The organism is Vibrio rubrogenes (genome assembly GCF_059641415.1).
Window position 1 is genome coordinate 40,088 of sequence record NZ_JCARSY010000011.1, and the last position, 17,953, is coordinate 58,040.

16 protein-coding genes are annotated in these 17,953 nt (G+C 45.3%); 11 read left to right on the forward strand and 5 right to left on the reverse strand.

All coding sequences use genetic code 11. The annotated features are described in order from the left end of the window. Positions 1 to 5: 5 nt before the first annotated feature. Positions 6 to 707 carry a TIGR01621 family pseudouridine synthase gene (locus tag AC55NX_RS10090; protein ID WP_496995613.1) on the reverse strand — a complete coding sequence of 234 codons (702 nt, stop codon included), beginning with the start codon at positions 705 to 707 and terminating at the stop codon, positions 6 to 8. 116 nt (positions 708 to 823) lie between these two features. After that, complete coding sequence (locus tag AC55NX_RS10095) at positions 824 to 2,167, reverse strand: sodium-dependent transporter (RefSeq protein ID WP_496995614.1); 1,344 nt, start codon at positions 2,165 to 2,167, stop codon at positions 824 to 826. A 685-nt stretch (positions 2,168 to 2,852) separates the two neighbouring features. Here AC55NX_RS10095 and AC55NX_RS10100 point away from each other — a divergent pair. The 3 genes from AC55NX_RS10100 to AC55NX_RS10110 all read left to right on the forward strand — a co-directional run bounded on the left by AC55NX_RS10100 (position 2,853) and on the right by AC55NX_RS10110 (position 7,914). After that, on the forward strand, positions 2,853 to 5,021 hold the full coding sequence (locus tag AC55NX_RS10100; RefSeq protein WP_496995615.1) for a methyl-accepting chemotaxis protein: 2,169 nt from the start codon (positions 2,853 to 2,855) through the stop codon (positions 5,019 to 5,021). Positions 5,022 to 5,176: 155 nt separating this feature from the next. Then, complete coding sequence (gene cls / locus AC55NX_RS10105) at positions 5,177 to 6,631, forward strand: cardiolipin synthase (RefSeq protein WP_496995616.1); 1,455 nt, start codon at positions 5,177 to 5,179, stop codon at positions 6,629 to 6,631. 83 nt (positions 6,632 to 6,714) lie between these two features. Next, positions 6,715 to 7,914 carry a cystathionine beta-lyase gene (locus tag AC55NX_RS10110; protein ID WP_496995617.1) on the forward strand — a complete coding sequence of 400 codons (1,200 nt, stop codon included), beginning with the start codon at positions 6,715 to 6,717 and terminating at the stop codon, positions 7,912 to 7,914. Positions 7,915 to 8,062: 148 nt separating this feature from the next. Here AC55NX_RS10110 and pspC read toward each other — a convergent pair whose 3' ends face one another. The 3 genes from pspC to pspA are packed head-to-tail and all read right to left on the reverse strand — an operon-like array spanning position 8,063 to position 9,365. Further along, positions 8,063 to 8,482: an envelope stress response membrane protein PspC gene (gene pspC / locus AC55NX_RS10115; RefSeq protein ID WP_443083471.1), complete on the reverse strand. Its 420-nt coding sequence runs from the start codon at positions 8,480 to 8,482 to the stop codon at positions 8,063 to 8,065. After that, entirely contained in the window at positions 8,442 to 8,681 is a 240-nt protein-coding gene (pspB, locus tag AC55NX_RS10120) for an envelope stress response membrane protein PspB (protein ID WP_059120668.1), read from the reverse strand. Before pspB ends, pspC begins: the two co-directional genes overlap by 41 nt. A gap of 9 nt (positions 8,682 to 8,690) precedes the next feature. Continuing rightward, the gene (pspA, locus tag AC55NX_RS10125) at positions 8,691 to 9,365 is read right to left on the reverse strand and encodes a phage shock protein PspA (RefSeq protein ID WP_496995696.1); all 675 of its coding nucleotides are present in this window, start codon (positions 9,363 to 9,365) and stop codon (positions 8,691 to 8,693) included. 191 nt (positions 9,366 to 9,556) lie between these two features. Between pspA and pspF the strand changes: the two genes are divergently transcribed. The 8 genes from pspF (at position 9,557) to AC55NX_RS10165 (ending at position 17,664) form a co-directional block, all read left to right on the forward strand. Next, on the forward strand, positions 9,557 to 10,597 hold the full coding sequence (gene pspF, locus AC55NX_RS10130; protein WP_496995618.1) for a phage shock protein operon transcriptional activator: 1,041 nt from the start codon (positions 9,557 to 9,559) through the stop codon (positions 10,595 to 10,597). Positions 10,598 to 10,719: 122 nt separating this feature from the next. Further along, complete coding sequence (gene sapA, locus AC55NX_RS10135; protein WP_496995619.1) at positions 10,720 to 12,342, forward strand: ABC transporter substrate-binding protein SapA; 1,623 nt, start codon at positions 10,720 to 10,722, stop codon at positions 12,340 to 12,342. Next, the gene (locus AC55NX_RS10140; protein WP_496995620.1) at positions 12,342 to 13,304 is read left to right on the forward strand and encodes an ABC transporter permease; all 963 of its coding nucleotides are present in this window, start codon (positions 12,342 to 12,344) and stop codon (positions 13,302 to 13,304) included. The genes sapA and AC55NX_RS10140 overlap by 1 nt, the downstream gene beginning before the upstream one ends. Then, positions 13,291 to 14,178, forward strand: a complete 888-nt coding sequence (locus AC55NX_RS10145) for an ABC transporter permease subunit (protein ID WP_496995621.1) — start codon at positions 13,291 to 13,293, stop codon at positions 14,176 to 14,178. Before AC55NX_RS10140 ends, AC55NX_RS10145 begins: the two co-directional genes overlap by 14 nt. Then, a complete protein-coding gene (locus AC55NX_RS10150) occupies positions 14,178 to 15,173 on the forward strand; it encodes a peptide ABC transporter ATP-binding protein (protein ID WP_496995622.1) in 996 nt (331 codons plus the stop codon). Before AC55NX_RS10145 ends, AC55NX_RS10150 begins: the two co-directional genes overlap by 1 nt. Beyond that, on the forward strand, positions 15,170 to 15,967 hold the full coding sequence (locus tag AC55NX_RS10155) for a peptide ABC transporter ATP-binding protein (protein WP_496995623.1): 798 nt from the start codon (positions 15,170 to 15,172) through the stop codon (positions 15,965 to 15,967). The genes AC55NX_RS10150 and AC55NX_RS10155 overlap by 4 nt, the downstream gene beginning before the upstream one ends. Position 15,968: 1 nt before the next feature. Continuing rightward, entirely contained in the window at positions 15,969 to 16,766 is a 798-nt protein-coding gene (locus AC55NX_RS10160; RefSeq protein WP_496995624.1) for a DUF2927 domain-containing protein, read from the forward strand. Positions 16,767 to 16,863: 97 nt separating this feature from the next. Then, on the forward strand, positions 16,864 to 17,664 hold the full coding sequence (locus AC55NX_RS10165; RefSeq protein WP_496995625.1) for an ABC transporter permease: 801 nt from the start codon (positions 16,864 to 16,866) through the stop codon (positions 17,662 to 17,664). The last annotated feature ends 289 nt before the right edge of the window (positions 17,665 to 17,953 follow it).

Sequence of the window (17,953 nt, forward strand, 5' to 3'; positions counted from 1 at the left end):
TAAATTCAAGACTTTTGTTTAATTTTAGGCCAATCGAGTAACCACGGTTCAGACCACGTCTCTATACCGCGGACAATTGCAGGTTCCCGCCACTTCTCACCCATGGCATCATCATGTCTCGGATCACAGATAAACCGATGCCACTCTCCGGCATACGGAAATGCCAGGGCATAAGCATGTAAATATCCACGATCAGCATTATGGCTGTTGTGATAAATGGGATCCCCGACAATCGCAGAACCAATCGACTTCAATGCAACTCGGATTTGGTGGGTTTTCCCCGTCAGGGGGCGACAAATAAACAGGCGCTCCCCATGTTCACCTGCGGTCGAAAAAAACTGAGTAATTGCCGGATTGGTCTGCGCAGTCGTCAGCATCCATCCGGAACGACGAGAACGAACCATGTCACCACCGATCACTCCCTGCTTCTTTTTCGGCTTTTTACTTCCAATCGCCAGATAATATTTCTCAACCATCCGCTCGGCAAAACAGGTCGATAATTCTCGGGCAGCGTCAGCAGAGCGGGCCAATAACAACAGCCCGGATGTCATCTTGTCCAGCCGGTGTACCAGATAAAGCGGTCCACCACCCAGTTGAAGACTGACTTCATGTACGAGCATGGTGTCCCCATCGTCTTTATGCACCGAAACCCCGGGATATTTGTGGATTAACACAAAGCCTGAATGAACAAATAATATACGAAACACGGTATCCTCCACGTCAGGCGATGGAGTATAGAGGGAAAGCGCAAGAAACAAAACCGACAGTCATAAAAACACCTTCCCGGAGGAAGGTGTTTTAGCGGAAAATCAGAACAGAGTGGTTAGATCAATGGGTAAGCAAATACCATGATGATCGCGATCGGGCAAACAAAACGAACATACCATGGCCAAATCTTCCAAAAAAAGCCTTGTTCGATCCCCGGATAACCCTGCTTAATCTCATTGAGCAGTTTGTTGCGATGCCAAATCCATCCAACCAGAATCGCCCAGGCTACTCCAAGCAACGGCTGCATATAAACAGTCGTCACATCAGCAACCAGACCAAAAAGCTGACCAAAATTGAGGCAGATCACAATGCTAATCAACAGGATCAAACCACCAATCAGCCACGTCGCTTTAGCGCGGTTCCATCCAAGCTCATCCTGAGCACAAGACACCGGAACCTCAAGCATCGAAATCGAAGATGTCAGTGCCGCAATGACCATCAACACAAAAAAACCTAATCCGAGTAACACCCCGATATTCCCCATGGTCTCAAACATGGCTGGCAACACTTTAAAGACTAAATCACCGGAGCTTTTCAGCGCCCCGCTTTCAGTGAAAATATCAACGCCGTTGTGTTTCGCGACATACATCGCCGGTAAAATCAGCAGTCCGGCAGAGAAAGCGACACCAGTATCAATCGATGCGACTTGTGCTGCAATCTTGGGAAGATTGACATCTTTTTTCAGATATGAGCCGTAAACCATCATTGAGCCGCATCCCAGCGACAAGGAGAAAAATGCCTGTCCCATCGCATCCACAAACAATCCGCCGTGGAGCTGAGATAGATCCGGCACTAAATACATTTTCAACCCTTCCATCGCACCGTCTTGGGTGAAGATATATAGAATCATCACTGCAAACAGAATAAATAGCAGCGGCATCAGTCGTGTTGACCAGTGCTCAATGCCATCCGCGACGCCTCGCAGCACCACCAAAATCGTTAAAAGAGAGAAAATAACTGTAAAGATTAGATTACGTGAGACGCTGAAATCCACGAACCAGCTTGAGAGTTGATGGAAACCAGCCAAATCAATTATCGGAGCAATTGCATAGCTGACTAACCAACCCGCAAGAATTGAATAGAAGCTCAGGATAAATGACGCTGTCACAATCGCTATCAGTCCAAAGCCACCGGCAAGTGCACGATTTTTGGTCCAGATCGATTTTAAGGAGGAAATAGGATTTGCCTGCCCATGTCGTCCGATAGTCAATTCAGCTACGAGCATCGGGAATGCCAGCAAAAAGACCATCACAAGATAGATCACCAAAAAAGCAGCGCCCCCGTTACTTGCTGCTTTAGTGGGAAATCCCCAGACATTGCCCAAACCGACCGCAGAACCGGCAGCAGCCATAATAAAGCCAAGTTTCGAAGAAAAATGACCTCTTGTATTACTTGCCATATTTTTTATACCAATTTTTATGCCAATATTGTGTTTACACTGAATGGAATCAGGTGAGTGTAAAATAAAATATACACTTAATGGAATTTCTACTGATTCTCAAAGTGTGGCAAGTAAAACAGTTTGTCCTTAAAATTGGAAGGCCAAACGGTTTTATTTATTGATAGTATCCTATTTTATCGAATTATATGCCGTTTTTTTAACCAACCCTTTGACTATTTATCTTTAATTTAACAGAAACACAACAAGAGTATCCTGCAAAGCACCTTCCCTGTTAAACAGAACCGCGTTATCCATTTCGCCGCCTCCCCTTTCTGATGCGCTCATATCATAAAAAACAGATATAAATCACACGGAATAAGTAGTGAAAAGTTATCTATCATAAAAACATTCATCTATGATTAGATAAGGCTTGAGGTTTTGTGCCATCAGGGCTGCTGGCTAGGTCAATAATCGATTAGTAATCACGCAACATATGCAATTGATTTAATAATCAGGCTATATTAACTATCTATGTTTATCCAATGTAATGAAGTACTCCTCTTCATCTATGTGTGATATTGAGGCTTAAAGCGTGAATTTTCATCGACCATTTCGTGCTGCAAAAGTCTGAATTATATCGGTTCACAAAGAATGTAGACGTGTAACGAGTTAAATTAGGATAATAATTCAGGGAAGCAGTTTTATGACATTTAAATCGATTCAGACCAAAATAGCGCTGACAGCAGGTATCTGTTTATTTATTACTTCTGGCATCTTAGTCGGATATGGGGTTTATTCCGCTTCAGCTACGCAACGACTGGTTGCTCAACAAGTATCGACCATCGTTAAAACGACTACGATCCAAAAACTAGAAGCCACGGCCTCCGACTATGCCCAATCGATTAGCCGACGCCTTGAAAAAGGTCTCAACGCGGCTCGGACATTAGCAGAAGCCGCTTCAGCATCGAAAAGCTATGAAGAATCTAACCAGATCATGTTACTCAATCGACAATCATTCAATGATATGTTGTTGGGTGTTCTTAAAAATAATCCGGACCTCAATGGCTCATATAGTTGCTGGGCCCCCAATGCTTTCGATAACCAAGATTCTCTTAATGCGAACAGTCTGAACGGTAATAATGAAGAAACCGGACGTTATACCCCGTACTGGACACGTGATCAGTCCGGTAAAATTGAAGTTCAGCCATTAGTCGAATACGACTCCACCGCAGCTCACCCGAATGGAGTCATCAAAGGTGCTTGGTATCAGGTTCCTGAAAAAACATTGCGCGAAACAGTCACTGCCCCCCTGCCTTACGTGGTTCAAGGTAAAAATGTCTGGCTTGCAACTTTATCAGCCCCTGTGATTGTCAATGGTAAGTTCAAAGGTGTTGTAGGCACCGACTACAACCTCGATTTTGTCCAACAACTCAGCGAGCAGATTTCTTCTAGACTGTATGATGGTCATTCTCAAATCTCGATTCTGACAGGTTCAGGGTTGGTCATTGCAGACAGTAAAAAACCAGAATTCATTGGCAAATCAATCGATAGTTTATTCGGAGATGAGAGCGATACAGTCATGGCTGTTATCAAGCAGAAACAGCCGTTAACCAATATCGATGATCAAGACAACCTCATCGAAATATATGTGCCGATTTCATTAGGCAATAGCGGAGTCACCTGGTTTATTCTGATTCGCGTCGATCAAGATCTGGTGCTGGAAAATGTGAATCAACTGTCCCAAGAACTTGCCGAAAACAATCAAAAAGATATGACTTGGCAAATTATCATCGGTCTGGGAATTACAGTGCTTGCAATTGGTGCCTTGTTCCTGATGGCCAGATCTTTAGCACGCCCGATTTTGGCCGCAGTCAATATGGCTCAGTCGATCTCCAGCGGTCAGTTCCACAGCCGTCTGAATTATCATGCTGCCGATGAAGTCGGTCAATTATCCAATGCACTGGACAACATGGCAGACAGCTTACAGAAGCAAGTTTCAGTCGCTGAGCAGATTTCCCGTGGGGACCTCAATCTCACCGTTGAACTTGCATCTGAACAAGATCAGCTCGGTCATGCTTTGGCACAGATGGTCAATGATCTGAATACATTGGTCAGCCAAATCAGTCACCGCTCAGGTGTGATTACTCAAAATGCCGATACCATTGCCGGACTGAGTCAGGATTTAGCCAATGGTGCGACCAATTCATCTTCGTCTGTTACGGAGATTAGTGCCACCATTGCTCAGATTGCAGCTCAAATCAAAGAAAGCTCAGCTCATGCAGAACAAGCCAGTAACCTTTCGCTACAATCGCTACAATCTGCTGAGAATGGTAATGAACTGATGGCTGAACTCAGAAATGCAATGCAAGAGATCGAATCGTCAGGAAATGATATCAACCATATCATTCAATCGATTGAAGGAATTGCTGAGCAGACAAACTTACTGGCACTGAATGCGGCAATCGAAGCTGCTCGTGCCGGAGAACAAGGACGTGGATTTGCGGTCGTCGCTGATGAAGTACGCCAACTGGCTGCCCGTAGTGCGCAAGCTGTACAGCAAACTGCATCACTCATCGAAACCTCGGCGCAAAGAACGAAACGCGGGATCCAGCTCTCTGAACAAACCGCAGCAGCCTTGGACAAAATCGTGCAGAGTATTAGTGAAGCCTCAACGTTAGTGAATGAGATTGCTCAGGCAGCGACGGAACAGGCAACAGGGGCGGAACAGATCAATTTAGGCATCCACCAGATTGATGAAGTGACACACCAAAATACCACAAATTCAGAACAGTGTGCTCACTCCGCTCAAGAGCTTACCGAACAATCCGAACAGCTCAACGGGTTAATTCAACAATTTAAACTCAGAAGCTAAACCCCACCGGGGAAAATAAAAATATCAACTCAAGTCTCCTCACTCCTATCAATTGTAACAATAGATGGGAGTGGGTGAATCTTGCTTCCCTAAACGACACTTTCACTTTAATATCCCAAAAGAAATGAAGAAATAAGGCAGATATACAATCGTATATGGATAAAATTTATCACATCCTCACTTTAGTCAGCATTGGCATCTATTGGTTACTTGTCGCGCTTGTGACATTTCGGATTGTCTTTAAAAAAAGAGCGGTCAGTGTCTCTCTGGCTTGGCTGATGGTGATCTATATTCTGCCAATTCTTGGCGTTTTCTGTTATTTCCTATTCGGAGAACTCAATCTGGGCAGAAAAAGGGCTGAACGAGCCAAGGCGATGTCGCCTTCTTTCGGAGAATGGTTTACCCAACTGAATCACTGTCAGGCTCACATTACCGAGAACATGGGCGCGCACATCTATAAAATCGATGAACTCTGTAATCATCGCATGGGGATTCCGGCACTCAGCGGAAACACACTGGCTTTGCAGCGCGACCCGAAGGTAATTCTGAATTCAATTATTGCCGATATTGAGCAGGCACAGCGTTCTATCCGCATGGTTTTTTATATTTGGCATGTTGGTGGCTTGGCTGATGCTGTCGCCTCAAGTCTCATTCAGGCGGTGAAAAGAGGCGTCAATGTCAAAATACTGCTCGACTCTGCGGGGAGCCATCGCTTTATCAAAAGTCACTGGTACCAGATGATGACCGATGCCGGCGTCCAGATTGTACAGGCGCTAGAAGTCCGCCCATGGCGTATTTTTCTGCATCGTCTTGACCTCCGCCAACACCGAAAAATTATTGTGATTGATGATATGGTGGCTTATACCGGTTCAATGAATCTGGTTGATCCCGCGTTTTTCAAGCAGGACTCCGGTGTTGGTCAGTGGATTGATATTATGGTACGCCTCACCGGGCCGACCGTGAATGTGCTGGCAGCGATTCATTGCTGGGACTGGGAGTTTGAAACCGGCGTCAGAGAGTTTCCGCAAATTCCCCAGTGTCGCATCGATGACGGTTTACCGCGCCATCCGATTCAGGTCGTACCATCGGGGCCGGGAATGCCCGAATACTTGATTTCTCAGGCGCTAATCCTCGCGATTCACCAATCCAATCACTCCATCAGAATCACTACCCCTTATTTCGTGCCCAGTTCTGAACTGCTCTCTGCACTGAAAACCGCTGCACAACGGGGGATCCACATTGATCTCATCATTCCCCATAAGAATGATTCAACCATGGTCAAGTGGGCTTCTCGCTCTTTTTACGGTGAGTTACTGGACATTGGTATCGACATCTATGAGTTTTATGGGGGCCTGCTCCACACTAAATCCGTTGTCATCGACCAGCAGTTCTGTCTGGTCGGTACCGTCAATATGGATATGCGTAGCCTATGGTTAAATTTTGAAGTCACGCTGGCTGTTGATGATATTGAATTTACTCAAAAGCTATCGCAATTACAGGATGAATATATACAGCAATCCTATCCCGTGACGGATGAGGAATGGCAAAATCGGCCCCATTACAACCGACTTCTAGAACGACTTTTCTACCTTTTCAACCCATTATTATGACTTTTTTTATTTTCAGGGTTGAAATACACATCTCTCCCATGTTTTAAATAAACAATCATTGAATTCGCCTCAAAGGATTTTGCATGTCAGAAGGAAAAAAAACCAAGTTTGTGACCACCGGGCGCAATAAAGAATGGACGCAAGGCGCGGTAAATCCGCCAGTACAACGAGCCTCTTCTATTATTTTCGATTCCGTCGCAGCCAAAAATCATGCGACGATCAACCGGGCCAATAAAACGTTGTTCTATGGTCGCCGCGGCACCAATACGCATTTTGCGTTTCAAGAAGCCATGACCGATATCGAAGGCGGTGCCGGATGTGCGCTGTATCCTTGCGGTACAGCTGCCATTGCCAATGCAATTCTCTCATTTGTCTCGACCGGTGATCACATCCTGATGGTAGACACTTGTTACGAACCGACCCGAGATTTCTGCGAAATCATTATGAAGAAAATGGGGATTGAGACCACCTATTACGATCCATTGATCGGCGCAGAAATTGAATCCCTGATTCGCCCCAATACCAAGATTTTATTTACCGAATCTCCCGGCTCAATCACGATGGAAGTTCAGGATATTCCGACGCTGTCCCGAATTGCTCACGCACATGACATCATTGTTATTCTGGATAACACTTGGGGCGCAGGGGTGAATTTTTCCCCCTTCGAACACGGGGTTGATATCTCGGTACAGGCTGCAACGAAATATATTGTCGGTCATTCTGATGTCATGCTGGGCACCGCCGTTGCCAATGAAAAGTGTTGGGATCAACTACGGGAGCAAAGCTATTTGATGGGGCAATGTGTTTCACCTGACGATGCCTATTTAGGTTTGCGCGGTATCCGGACGCTGGATGTCCGACTCAAACAACACGCTGAGAGCAGTTTAAAAATTGCCCGCTGGCTGGCTGAACGTCCGGAAGTTGATCATGTACGCCATCCGGCACTGGAAACTTGTCCGGGACATACATATTTCCAACGGGATTTTACCGGCGGAAACGGCTTATTCTCGTTTGTACTGAAAACCAGCCATCCGCGTGCAACGACCGCTTTGCTCGATAATATGCAACATTTCAGCATGGGGTATTCATGGGGCGGGTTTGAAAGTCTCATCCTTGCCAATGAACCGAAAAGTTTCGATGCATTACGAACAGTTGCTCATCCAAACTTTACCGGAACGCTCATTCGCATTCACATCGGCCTCGAAGATACCGATGATTTAATTGCTGATCTGGAAGCGGGTTTCCAACGTTATCAAGAAGTACTCGACAGTCTCCCTGCCTGATATTTTCTCTGTCCGACACTCTCTGTCGGAAAAATGTCACGTCGAGGTAGAGGTAGAGGTAGAGGTAACGCTCTCCGGTGGTTGAAAATATTCAACACCGGAGACTCTCTGTACGGATTGTCACTGTCACCTTGCCTTTGACAACCACTTATAAATCTCGAAATGCCTTATTCACTTTGAATGCATCCGATGTCACGTAAGCCTCCATCCGACAGACTTTCACTTCAACTTTATCAAGCTCCTGCGTTAAGTTATAGAGTAGCTGATGTGCTGAAGCACCTTGCTTCCATGGCCGACTTTTCAGTTTATGCTCACGCTGCATCTGAACGGTCTGCTCATAATCTTCCGGTTGCTTTTCCAACATCAGGCTGAGCGCAATATAAGCCAGAATGACCAGAAATCCACCACCCAACAACGTGGCTGACAACACAATGATTCTGACCAGCCACACTTCCAGCTCAAAGTAATTGGCCAGTCCGGCACACACACCTGAAATCTTGCCATGACGAGGATCCCGATACAAAGATTTATGCATCTTCATAATGTGACCTCCAGTTTGGCGTCTCATCATCCAGAATTGTTTCTAACGTATGAACACGCTGTTGTAGAGAGTCGGCTTTCGCCGACAAAGCTGCCAACTGTTCATAGTCTTCCTGACTCAAACCACCCTCCGAACGCTTTTTGCTTCGATAGTGAAGAATGAGCCACAAGGGTGCCACCACCACCATAAAGACGATCAACGGCACAGAAACGAGCATCACTAACATAGTTATTCCTTATTCTGACTCATTTTTTTTCAGCGCCTGTTTCAACTTCGCCAGCTCGCTGTCAATTTCATCCTGTGCCTGAAGATCAGCAAACTCTTGCTCCAACGACTTCCCTTGCCCGGTTTGCTCGTAAATATCCGCTTCGGCTTCAAGCTCATCGACACGTCTTGAAAACTGATCAAACTTTGCCAGCGTTTCATCGGTGCGGTTGCGATGCAAATGCTTTTGAACATCACGACGCTTTCCAGCTGTCTGCGCCCGAATCATCATCGCCTTCTGCTTGGCTCTGGTTTCGGTAATTTTGCTTTCCAACTTGGTGATTTCATCTGCCAGTTTATCAATGGTCTCTTCAACCAGCGTAAACTCTGTTTTTAAACCTTTTACCATGTCCTGCAATTTCTGCTTTTCAATAAGTGCAGCGCGGGCCAAATCTTCTCGCCCTTTCGTCAACGCCAGAGAAGCTTTTTGTGTCCATTCTTCAATCTGACTTTCGAGTGACTCTATTTTTCTCAGCAGCTCTTTTTTATCTGCCAGCACTTTGGCAGAGTGGCTGCGAACCTCAACCAAGGTGTCTTCCATCTCCTGAATAATCAGACGAATCATTTTTTCAGGGTCTTCTGCTTTATCAAGTAATGCGCTGATATTAGAATTTACAATATCTGCAAATCGGGAAAATATGCCCATATGATGTTCCTCTTGTTTACATTGTCTGTTCATACGATATGCCTGTTTAGACTATTCAAAACTTGTGCCATATTTAAAAACCCATAAAAATCAAAGTATTAATAATTTATGTGGTCATTTGTATCTATAGAATTTGTATTTATGACCACTTTTTGGTTAATCTGACCATTGTTTGCTTATTGGAATAGATCATGGAAATTAACCTGATTGGTGAATCCCCTCATTTTCTGGCCGTGCTGGAAAAAGCGTCTCACCTGGCTCAAATCAATCGGCCGGTCTTGATTTTGGGAGAGCGGGGAACCGGTAAAGAACTCATTGCCCAACGTATCCATTATTTGTCTCGGCGATGGGAACATCCGATGATTTCTCTCAATTGTGCTGCGCTTGCCGAAGGAGTCATCGACTCCGAACTCTTCGGCCATGAAGCGGGGTCATTTACCGGTTCAAAAGGGCGTCATCAAGGCCGCTTTGAACGGGCAGAGCATGGGAGTCTGTTTCTTGACGAACTGGCAGCCGCCCCCCTCAATGTCCAAGAGAAGCTTTTACGGGTGATTGAATATGGGGAATATGAACGAGTCGGTGGTTCAAAAACGCTTAAAACGGATGTCCGCCTGATTTGTGCGACCAATGGTGATTTATTATCCATGGCCGAACGCAACGAATTTCGTGCAGATCTATTAGATAGGTTGGCCTTTGATATTATTCACCTGCCACCGCTGCGAGCAAGAACAGAAGATATTTTACTGCTTGCCGAACACTATGCCATACGGATGTGTCATGAAATCGAACTCCCCTACTTTCCGGGATTCAGTCAGCAAGCTCGAGACAAGTTACGGGACTATCACTGGCCCGGAAACATCCGGGAATTAAAAAATGTGGTTGAGCGTGCAGTCTACCAACATCGTTCAGTCGATGAGCCCATTGACGATTTAGTGCTGGATCCATTTCAGCGCCAGTGGCAGCAACCATCGTCAGACAACAACGTCCCGGATGAAACGGATGTTCATTCAGCGCAAAACACCCCAACCACTGAAGCAGCCCATCACTCGAGTGATATTGTATTTCCGCTTAATTTCAGAGCGTGGATAGACACACAGGAGCGCCACGTCATTATGCAAGCACTGACACAAGCCAAATATAATCAAAAAAATGCCGCCCAGTTGCTCGGGTTAAGCTATCATCAACTAAGAGGTCTCATCCGAAAATATCAGCTCACAACTAAAAATGAGTAGGTTATGAATCAATTTCAATGTGTTTTTCATTGGTTCACTCATCTAAAAGTGGTAAATTAGCCGCTTGTTTGAGGCAGATTACTGTGGCTTAAAGAGCCTCGTTTCATATATTCGCTTTTAAAATGAAAATACTGATAAAACTCACCTTGAGTTTCTGCGGTCTGGGACTCTTAGCAGGCTGTAATGACCAGAATACCGATCATAGCGAAATCAGAAAGACAGGCTTCGTCTATTGTGGGCAGGGTACACCGGATACACTTAACCCTCAATTGGTTGATAGTGGCATTACTGCTGAATCCCTCGGTCCCCAAATTTATGATACGTTGCTCGTACTGGATCCGAAAACCCAGCGCCCTTCGCCAAATCTGGCTGAGCGTTGGACGGTTAATGAACAGGGCACGGTATACACGTTCTATCTCCATCATCATGTTCCTTTTCAACAGACGAAATGGTTTAGTCCATCGCGTAATCTGAATGCTGAAGATGTCGTCTTTAGCTTTGATCGGATCCTGAGCTCATATAACCCATATCATAATGTCGGCAACAGTAGCTATCCGTGGTTTGCCGGGATTAACTTCAAACATCTGGTCAAGAGTGTTGATGCGCTTGATCCTTACACAGTTCAGTTCACATTACGACGGCCCGACAATAGTTTTCTGGCGAATATCTCGACCACTCATGCTGTGATTCTCTCGAAAGAGTATGCCGATCAACTGATTTATACAGATGAAAAGGCAATGATTGACACCCATCCTGTCGGTACGGGGCCTTTCTATCTCGATGAAATGCAGGTGAGCGACTTTATCCGGCTCAAAAGGCATCCGCTTTACTGGAAAGGCCTGCCGAAAATGCAACAGGTTGTTTTTGATATTGCCCAGCGTGGTACAGGAACACTGGCAAAATTGCTGCGGAATGAGTGCGATGTACTCAGTACACCGATTTCGAGCCAAATTCCAATCATTGAACAGCAAAAACATATCTCGCTCAGCTCGACACCGGCCATGAACGTGTCTTTTATCGCAGTGAATACAACTCACCCGGCGATTAGTGATCCCCGTGTCCGCAAAGCATTGAGTTTTGCCATTAATCGGCAAAATATTTTAGATTCCGTTTATTATGGCACCGGCAGGATTGCCTATAACATTCTGCCCCCGACATCCTGGGCCTATCAAAAAGATGCAGTTCAGGTTCGTTATGATCACGGTTATTCACTCGGATTATTACGAGATGCTGGCTTCAGTAACGGATTAGAGCTTTCCATGTTGGTTCCGCTCGAACCGACAGCCTATAATCCGAGCCCACGAAAAACAGCAGAGCTCATCCAAGCAAACCTGAAAGATATAGGCATTACGTTACACCTTATCCCTGAAGAGCGAATTGACCGACAAAACCGCTCCGAGTATACCGATGTTGACTTATATCTGACCGGCTGGTCAGGACGAACCGGTGATCCGGATAGTTTTCTACGCCCTATTCTTTCTTGCGATGCGCGAGAAGAAGGGATCAATCTGTCCAAATGGTGTAACGAAGATTTTGATTTCCTGCTGAATCTCGCATTAGAAGTTGATCGTCATCGTTATCGCCTCAACCTCTACAAACAGGCACAAAATATCATTAACCAAGAGTTCCCGGTGATTCCTATCGCACACGGCATGCAATTCAAGGCGTATAATGATTCATTGACTGGTTTTCAGCTCAGTCCATTCAATGTGCAGCCTTTTAATATGGTTGAGAGGATAAAATAATGCTTCTCTATTCAATCCGTAAATTTAACCTTTTTATCATCACGTTGTTGATTCTGACGTTGGTCGGATACAGTATTCTCAGATTTGATCCTTATTCTCACTGGGCACTCGAGAGTTTCTGGCAAGGATGGTTTGCTTATGTATCTGAAATCAGCCAGCTCAATTTTGGCATAAATCGTTCCGGAACGCCTGTCATCGATGAATTAGCCATCGTGTTCCCTGCCACTCTGGAACTTTGCCTGTTTGCCTTTCTGATTTCATTAATGATCGGTATCCCGATCGGAACAGTTGCTGGAATGAAACAGGGAAAATGGGTCGATACGGTGATTTCCTTTGTGTCAATGTGTGGCTACTCAGCACCAATTTATTGGATCGCACTGATGCTGCTACTGGTGTTTTCACTGAATTACGAAATTTTCCCGGTCTCCGGCCGTTATGATCTGCTTTATAATATTCAACATGTGACGGGATTTGCGCTGATTGACGCTTTTCTGTCAAAAAGCGTTTACCGTCCTCAGATTCTGCAAAGTGTAATTTCTCATCTGATTCTCCCCTGTACTGTGCTGGCGCTGGCTCCGACTACACAGGTTATCCGCTTAATGCGTACATCCGTGGCAGACGTCATGAATCAGAACTATATTCGGGTGGCGAGAATCCGAGGCCTCTCGCAATATCAAATTATTAGAGAGCATGTGCTCCGCAATGCCATTCCACCGATTATCCCTAAATTTGGAGTTCAACTGTCCACCATGCTGACATTTGCGATTATCACCGAATCCATCTTTAACTGGCCGGGAATCGGCAGATGGTTGCTGGATGCTCTAGCAAATGAGGACTTAGTCTCTATTCAAGCGGGGGTCATGTCCGTGTCAACATTGGTGCTCACCGCAAATGTTTTATCTGATTTGCTCGGTGCCCTGATCAATCCGTTCGTAAGGAAGGCTTGGTATGCTAACAAATAATATCTATCAGGAAGAGCATATCCCAACCCAGTTCGAACGGTTCTGGCGAAGTTTTCGCAATAATAATTTGGCAATGTTCGGACTCTGGTGCCTGCTGGCGCTGATCATCATTACTGTGTTGGCACCTTGGATCTCGCCACATGATGCACAGGCACATACCAGTCATTTACTTGTCCCTCCGTCTTGGGATCCGGCCGGTTCGGTCGAGTATTTTTTTGGTACCGACGATCTCGGCCGAGATATTCTATCCCGCTTAATTGAAGGTTCTCGACACTCTTTTGGCAATGCGGTGCTCCTTACCATGTTCGCCACGTGTGTCGGTTCAATCATCGGTATCGCTGCTGGCATGACCTCCGGATTACTTTCGAGTATTCTGAATCACTTGATGGACACTGTCATGTCGATCCCATCACTGCTGCTCGCCATTATTTTTGTTGCCATTCTTGGCGTTGGTGAATCCAATATTCTGCTGGCAATCGGGCTGGCACTGATTCCCCGGTTTATTCGCTCAGCCTATACCGCAGTCCACAATGAAGTCGGAAAAGATTATATTATGGCTGCCAGACTGGACGGAGCAAAAGATATTTACCTGCTTTGGTACTCCATTTTACCTAATATTTTATCGACCATTGTGTTAGAGATTAACTTTGCCATGACGGTTGCTATCCTAGATATAACCTCACTTGGTTTTCTGGGATTAGGGGCACAATCGTTCACTTCTGAGTGGGGCGCGATTCTGGGAGACTCCGTAGAGTTACTTTATCTCGCACCTTGGACTGTGGTTCTCCCCGGATTGACAATTATGTTTACGGTTATTATTGTCAATCTGGTGGGTGAAGGGGCTCGTCAATCACTCAACGAGGGGGTTGAATAATGCCGCTGCTGGATATTCGTCATCTGACGATTGAAATCGATACACCACAAGGGCTCGTCAAAGCGGTTGATCGCATTAGTCTGACCATGACTGAAGGTGAGATCCGTGGTTTGGTAGGTGAGTCAGGTTCAGGTAAAAGTCTGGTTGCCAAAGCTATTGTCGGTGTATGTAAAGAGAACTGGCGTATTACTGCCGATCGGATGAGGCTGGGCAATATCGATTTGCTGCAACTCACGCCGCGAGAGCGTCGGCGTGTGATTGCGCGGGATATCGCCATGATTTTTCAGGAACCTTCAACTTGTCTTGATCCCTCAGATGAGGTGGGCAAACAGCTGATCGAAGCCATTCCATCCCATACATTTAAAGGACAATGGTGGCAACGATTTTCATGGCGTAAAAAGCAGGCTATTGCTTTACTGCATAAAGTTGGGATTAAAGATCACCAGCGTATTTTAAAAAGCTATCCCTATGAAATTACCGATGGTGAGTGTCAGAAAGTAATGATCGCAATGGCGATTGCCACACAGCCCAAATTACTGATAGCAGATGAGCCAACCAATGACCTCGATCCAATCACACAGTCACAAATTCTGCGACTTTTAAGCCGAATGAATCAGGTCAATAACACCACGATTCTGTTAATCGGGCACGACCTGACAACCATTACCCAATGGGCCCACCGGATTACTGTGATGTACTGCGGTCAGTCAATTGAGTCGGCAATGACAAACAATATTTTGGCAACCCCAAAACATCCATATACTGTCGCACTACTGACAGCCATGCCAGATTTCAGCTCATCAATCCCACATAAGCAGAAATTAAACTCACTGCCGGGATCTATCCCACCACTGCAACATTTGCCAATTGGTTGTCGGCTCGGACCAAGATGTCCTTATGCACAACGTCAATGTGTTGAAATGCCGAAAAGCCGCTGGATTAAGAATCATAAATATTCCTGCCACTACCCGCTGAATATGGAAGAGACACAATGACGATTCCTCTGTTAGAAGTTTCTGATTTATCGAAGACTTTTATTACTCGTCCCAGCTTATTTAAGAAAAAAGTTCATCATGCTGTCGAGTCGGTAGATTTTACATTGGAAGTCGGTCAAACCATTGGATTCATCGGACAAAACGGTTCGGGTAAGTCGACTCTCGCTCGGATGTTATCAGGCATGGTCGAACCGACAACGGGAGAAATCCGGGTGAATGGCGAACGTCTGGAGCATAAAGATTATGCTACTCGATGTAAGCTCATCCGCATGATTTTTCAGGATCCAAACACATCGCTGAATCCGAAGATTCAGATTGGGCGTATTTTGGAAGGGCCACTGAAACGGAATACGGATATGTTACCCGAGGCTCGCCAGAAGCGGGTGAAAGATACCTTATTACGGGTTGGTCTGCTCCCCGAACATGCCTATTTTTATCCTCAGATGCTGGCAACAGGACAAAAGCAGCGGGTGTGTCTCGCCAGAGCCCTGATTTTGCAACCATCAATCATTGTTGCCGATGAAGCATTAAATGGTCTGGATATGGCCATGCGATCACAGATCATCAATCTATTGATGGAGTTACAGGATGAAATGGGCGTGTCTTTCGTCTATGTTTCCCAACACCTTGGTGTCATTAAACACATTACCGATAAAGTCATCGTCATGCACGAAGGTAAGGTGGTCGAATCCGGTTATACCGAGGATGTCCTGTCGAATCCGCAGCATATCGTCACACAACGCATGATCGAAAGTCACTTCAGCAGAATCCCTGAGTTCGGGACGGAAGACTGATATGCGATGGCGATGGCGATGGCAACGGCTATGCTGGTTGATGATGACCCTGAGCGTCAGTCACCAAGTGCTTGCTGAATTACCGACATGGGAACGTCCGGCGTTTATTGAGAATGCTTTCTTCCATGTCGCACTCGAATACGAATTTACATCGACAAAAGCACCACGTCTCGCCAAGTGGACCCATCCGATTCGCGTATGGTTCCAGCATGATGTCGGAGATCAAGCGTTACACGAGAAAATGGCGCGTCTCCATCTGGCTCATCTCGAACAACTGACACATGTCCCTATCACAATTGTGACTCAACGTGCTGATGCCAATTTTATTTGGTATTTTACGCGTCAGTCTCAATGGCGACAGATTATTCGCACAGAACTCGGGAAGGAAGCTTTAAAAAATACCAAGGGTTCTGTCTGTATGTTTGGCGTAAAGCTTGATCCCGATAGTCATGAAATCCGTCGGGCAACTGTGGTTATTCCTGTCGATCAAGCCCGTTCTCACGGCAAATTGCTCGGATGTATTATTGAAGAATCGACCCAGGCACTCGGATTGTTCAATGACTCAGAACAGGCTTACCCTTCCATATTCAATGATAAAACACCCAATGACTTTCTATCGCCTTTGGACATCGTATTACTGGAACTTCTCTATGAACCGACACTGCGCCCCGGCATGAACACTTCAGTGCTGCAACACTCCCTTAGACCGTTATTATTGCAATATCAACAGCAAGGAAAACTCAAACAAGCGTTATATCAATCCCAACATGCCCCAATCATCGAACAATTCGGTCTGTGAAAGTCATCATGATGGTCAGTAATCATCGATTCTAGTTGTGGTTATCCCCCAAATTCAGATAGAGTAGCCATTCCGTTCATCAATTTAACCGCCTGTAATGAATAGTGTCATTGATATTTCTTGGTGGCAGTTGGCAATATTTAGCCTGACACTGCTTATTCCGATTGCTATGAGTGTTCACTACCGACTGATGATCAGCAAAGATATTATTATCTCTGTATCCCGAATGGCACTACAACTGGGTCTGGTCGGTATTTATCTGGAATATTTATTCGCACTAAACAGCCTTATTGTGAATGCCTGCTGGCTATTCATCATCATCGGGGTTGGTGCGAGTGCTATTCTATCAAAAGCCCATCTACCTAAACGTCAGTTAATCATCCCGTTGATGACAGGGATGATGATCGGCTTATTTCCCATGCTAGCTGTGTTGTGTCTGTTGATGGTCCAACCGGTGCCCTTTTACAACACTCAGTACATGATTCCTTTGGCTGGGATGTTGATGGGGAATACACTGAGTGGCAACATTGTCGCCCTGCAAAATCTGTTTACGGCCTATCAAGAACGCAGAAGTGAATACGAAGCAGCGATATCTTTAGGAGCCTCCCCCCGCTACGCATCACGACCATTTATTCAAAATGCAATCCAAAAAGCGAATGCACCGATTTTAGCTTCTATGGCAAGCATTGGATTGGTCACTTTACCGGGAATGATGACAGGGCAAATATTAGGGGGCGCTTCTCCATTCATTGCTGCCAAATATCAGTTTATGATCATGATTGCAATTTTCGTGGTACTGAATATTTCTCTCGCACTCTCGATAGAGTATATGTTGAAAGCGGTACTGACTAAAGAAGGTAAAGTCTTGGTTCAGTTCAAGAAAACTCCCACTTCCTAACGCGCCAAAATCGTGCACAAAATGTTCTTTTTTTGTGCACGTTCATTTTTAAATCAAAAAGTTATTGTTACTCACTGCCTTTAAAACATCTTATCCACAGATTTTGTGGATAACTAAGATAGTGTTCGACATTGATGAGGACAGATCGCGTGAGAAAACATCACTTTATTCACTATACATCATCGAATGAAAATGAACTACTGCACAATAAAATGATTAAATTCAATTAGTTATAATAAGTTATTAAAAAACCCTGATATGAAAATAGTCATATCAGGGTTCATCATCA

Bases quoted from the DNA above. Each gene is read 5' to 3' on its own strand.
- pspB (WP_059120668.1), bottom strand. From the start codon at position 8,681: ATGTTAGTGATGCTCGTTTCTGTGCCGTTGATCGTCTTTATGGTGGTG.
- pspA (WP_496995696.1), bottom strand. From the start codon at position 9,365: ATGGGCATATTTTCCCGATTTGCAGATATTGTAAATTCTAATATCAGC.
- AC55NX_RS10145 (WP_496995621.1), top strand. From the start codon at position 13,291: ATGCTAACAAATAATATCTATCAGGAAGAGCATATCCCAACCCAGTTC.
- AC55NX_RS10100 (WP_496995615.1), top strand. From the start codon at position 2,853: ATGACATTTAAATCGATTCAGACCAAAATAGCGCTGACAGCAGGTATC.
- cls (WP_496995616.1), top strand. From the start codon at position 5,177: ATGGATAAAATTTATCACATCCTCACTTTAGTCAGCATTGGCATCTAT.
- AC55NX_RS10165 (WP_496995625.1), top strand. From the start codon at position 16,864: ATGAATAGTGTCATTGATATTTCTTGGTGGCAGTTGGCAATATTTAGC.
- AC55NX_RS10095 (WP_496995614.1), bottom strand. From the start codon at position 2,167: ATGGCAAGTAATACAAGAGGTCATTTTTCTTCGAAACTTGGCTTTATT.
- AC55NX_RS10140 (WP_496995620.1), top strand. From the start codon at position 12,342: ATGCTTCTCTATTCAATCCGTAAATTTAACCTTTTTATCATCACGTTG.
- AC55NX_RS10150 (WP_496995622.1), top strand. From the start codon at position 14,178: ATGCCGCTGCTGGATATTCGTCATCTGACGATTGAAATCGATACACCA.
- pspF (WP_496995618.1), top strand. From the start codon at position 9,557: ATGGAAATTAACCTGATTGGTGAATCCCCTCATTTTCTGGCCGTGCTG.
- sapA (WP_496995619.1), top strand. From the start codon at position 10,720: ATGAAAATACTGATAAAACTCACCTTGAGTTTCTGCGGTCTGGGACTC.
- AC55NX_RS10155 (WP_496995623.1), top strand. From the start codon at position 15,170: ATGACGATTCCTCTGTTAGAAGTTTCTGATTTATCGAAGACTTTTATT.
- pspC (WP_443083471.1), bottom strand. From the start codon at position 8,482: ATGAGACGCCAAACTGGAGGTCACATTATGAAGATGCATAAATCTTTG.
- AC55NX_RS10110 (WP_496995617.1), top strand. From the start codon at position 6,715: ATGTCAGAAGGAAAAAAAACCAAGTTTGTGACCACCGGGCGCAATAAA.
- AC55NX_RS10160 (WP_496995624.1), top strand. From the start codon at position 15,969: ATGCGATGGCGATGGCGATGGCAACGGCTATGCTGGTTGATGATGACC.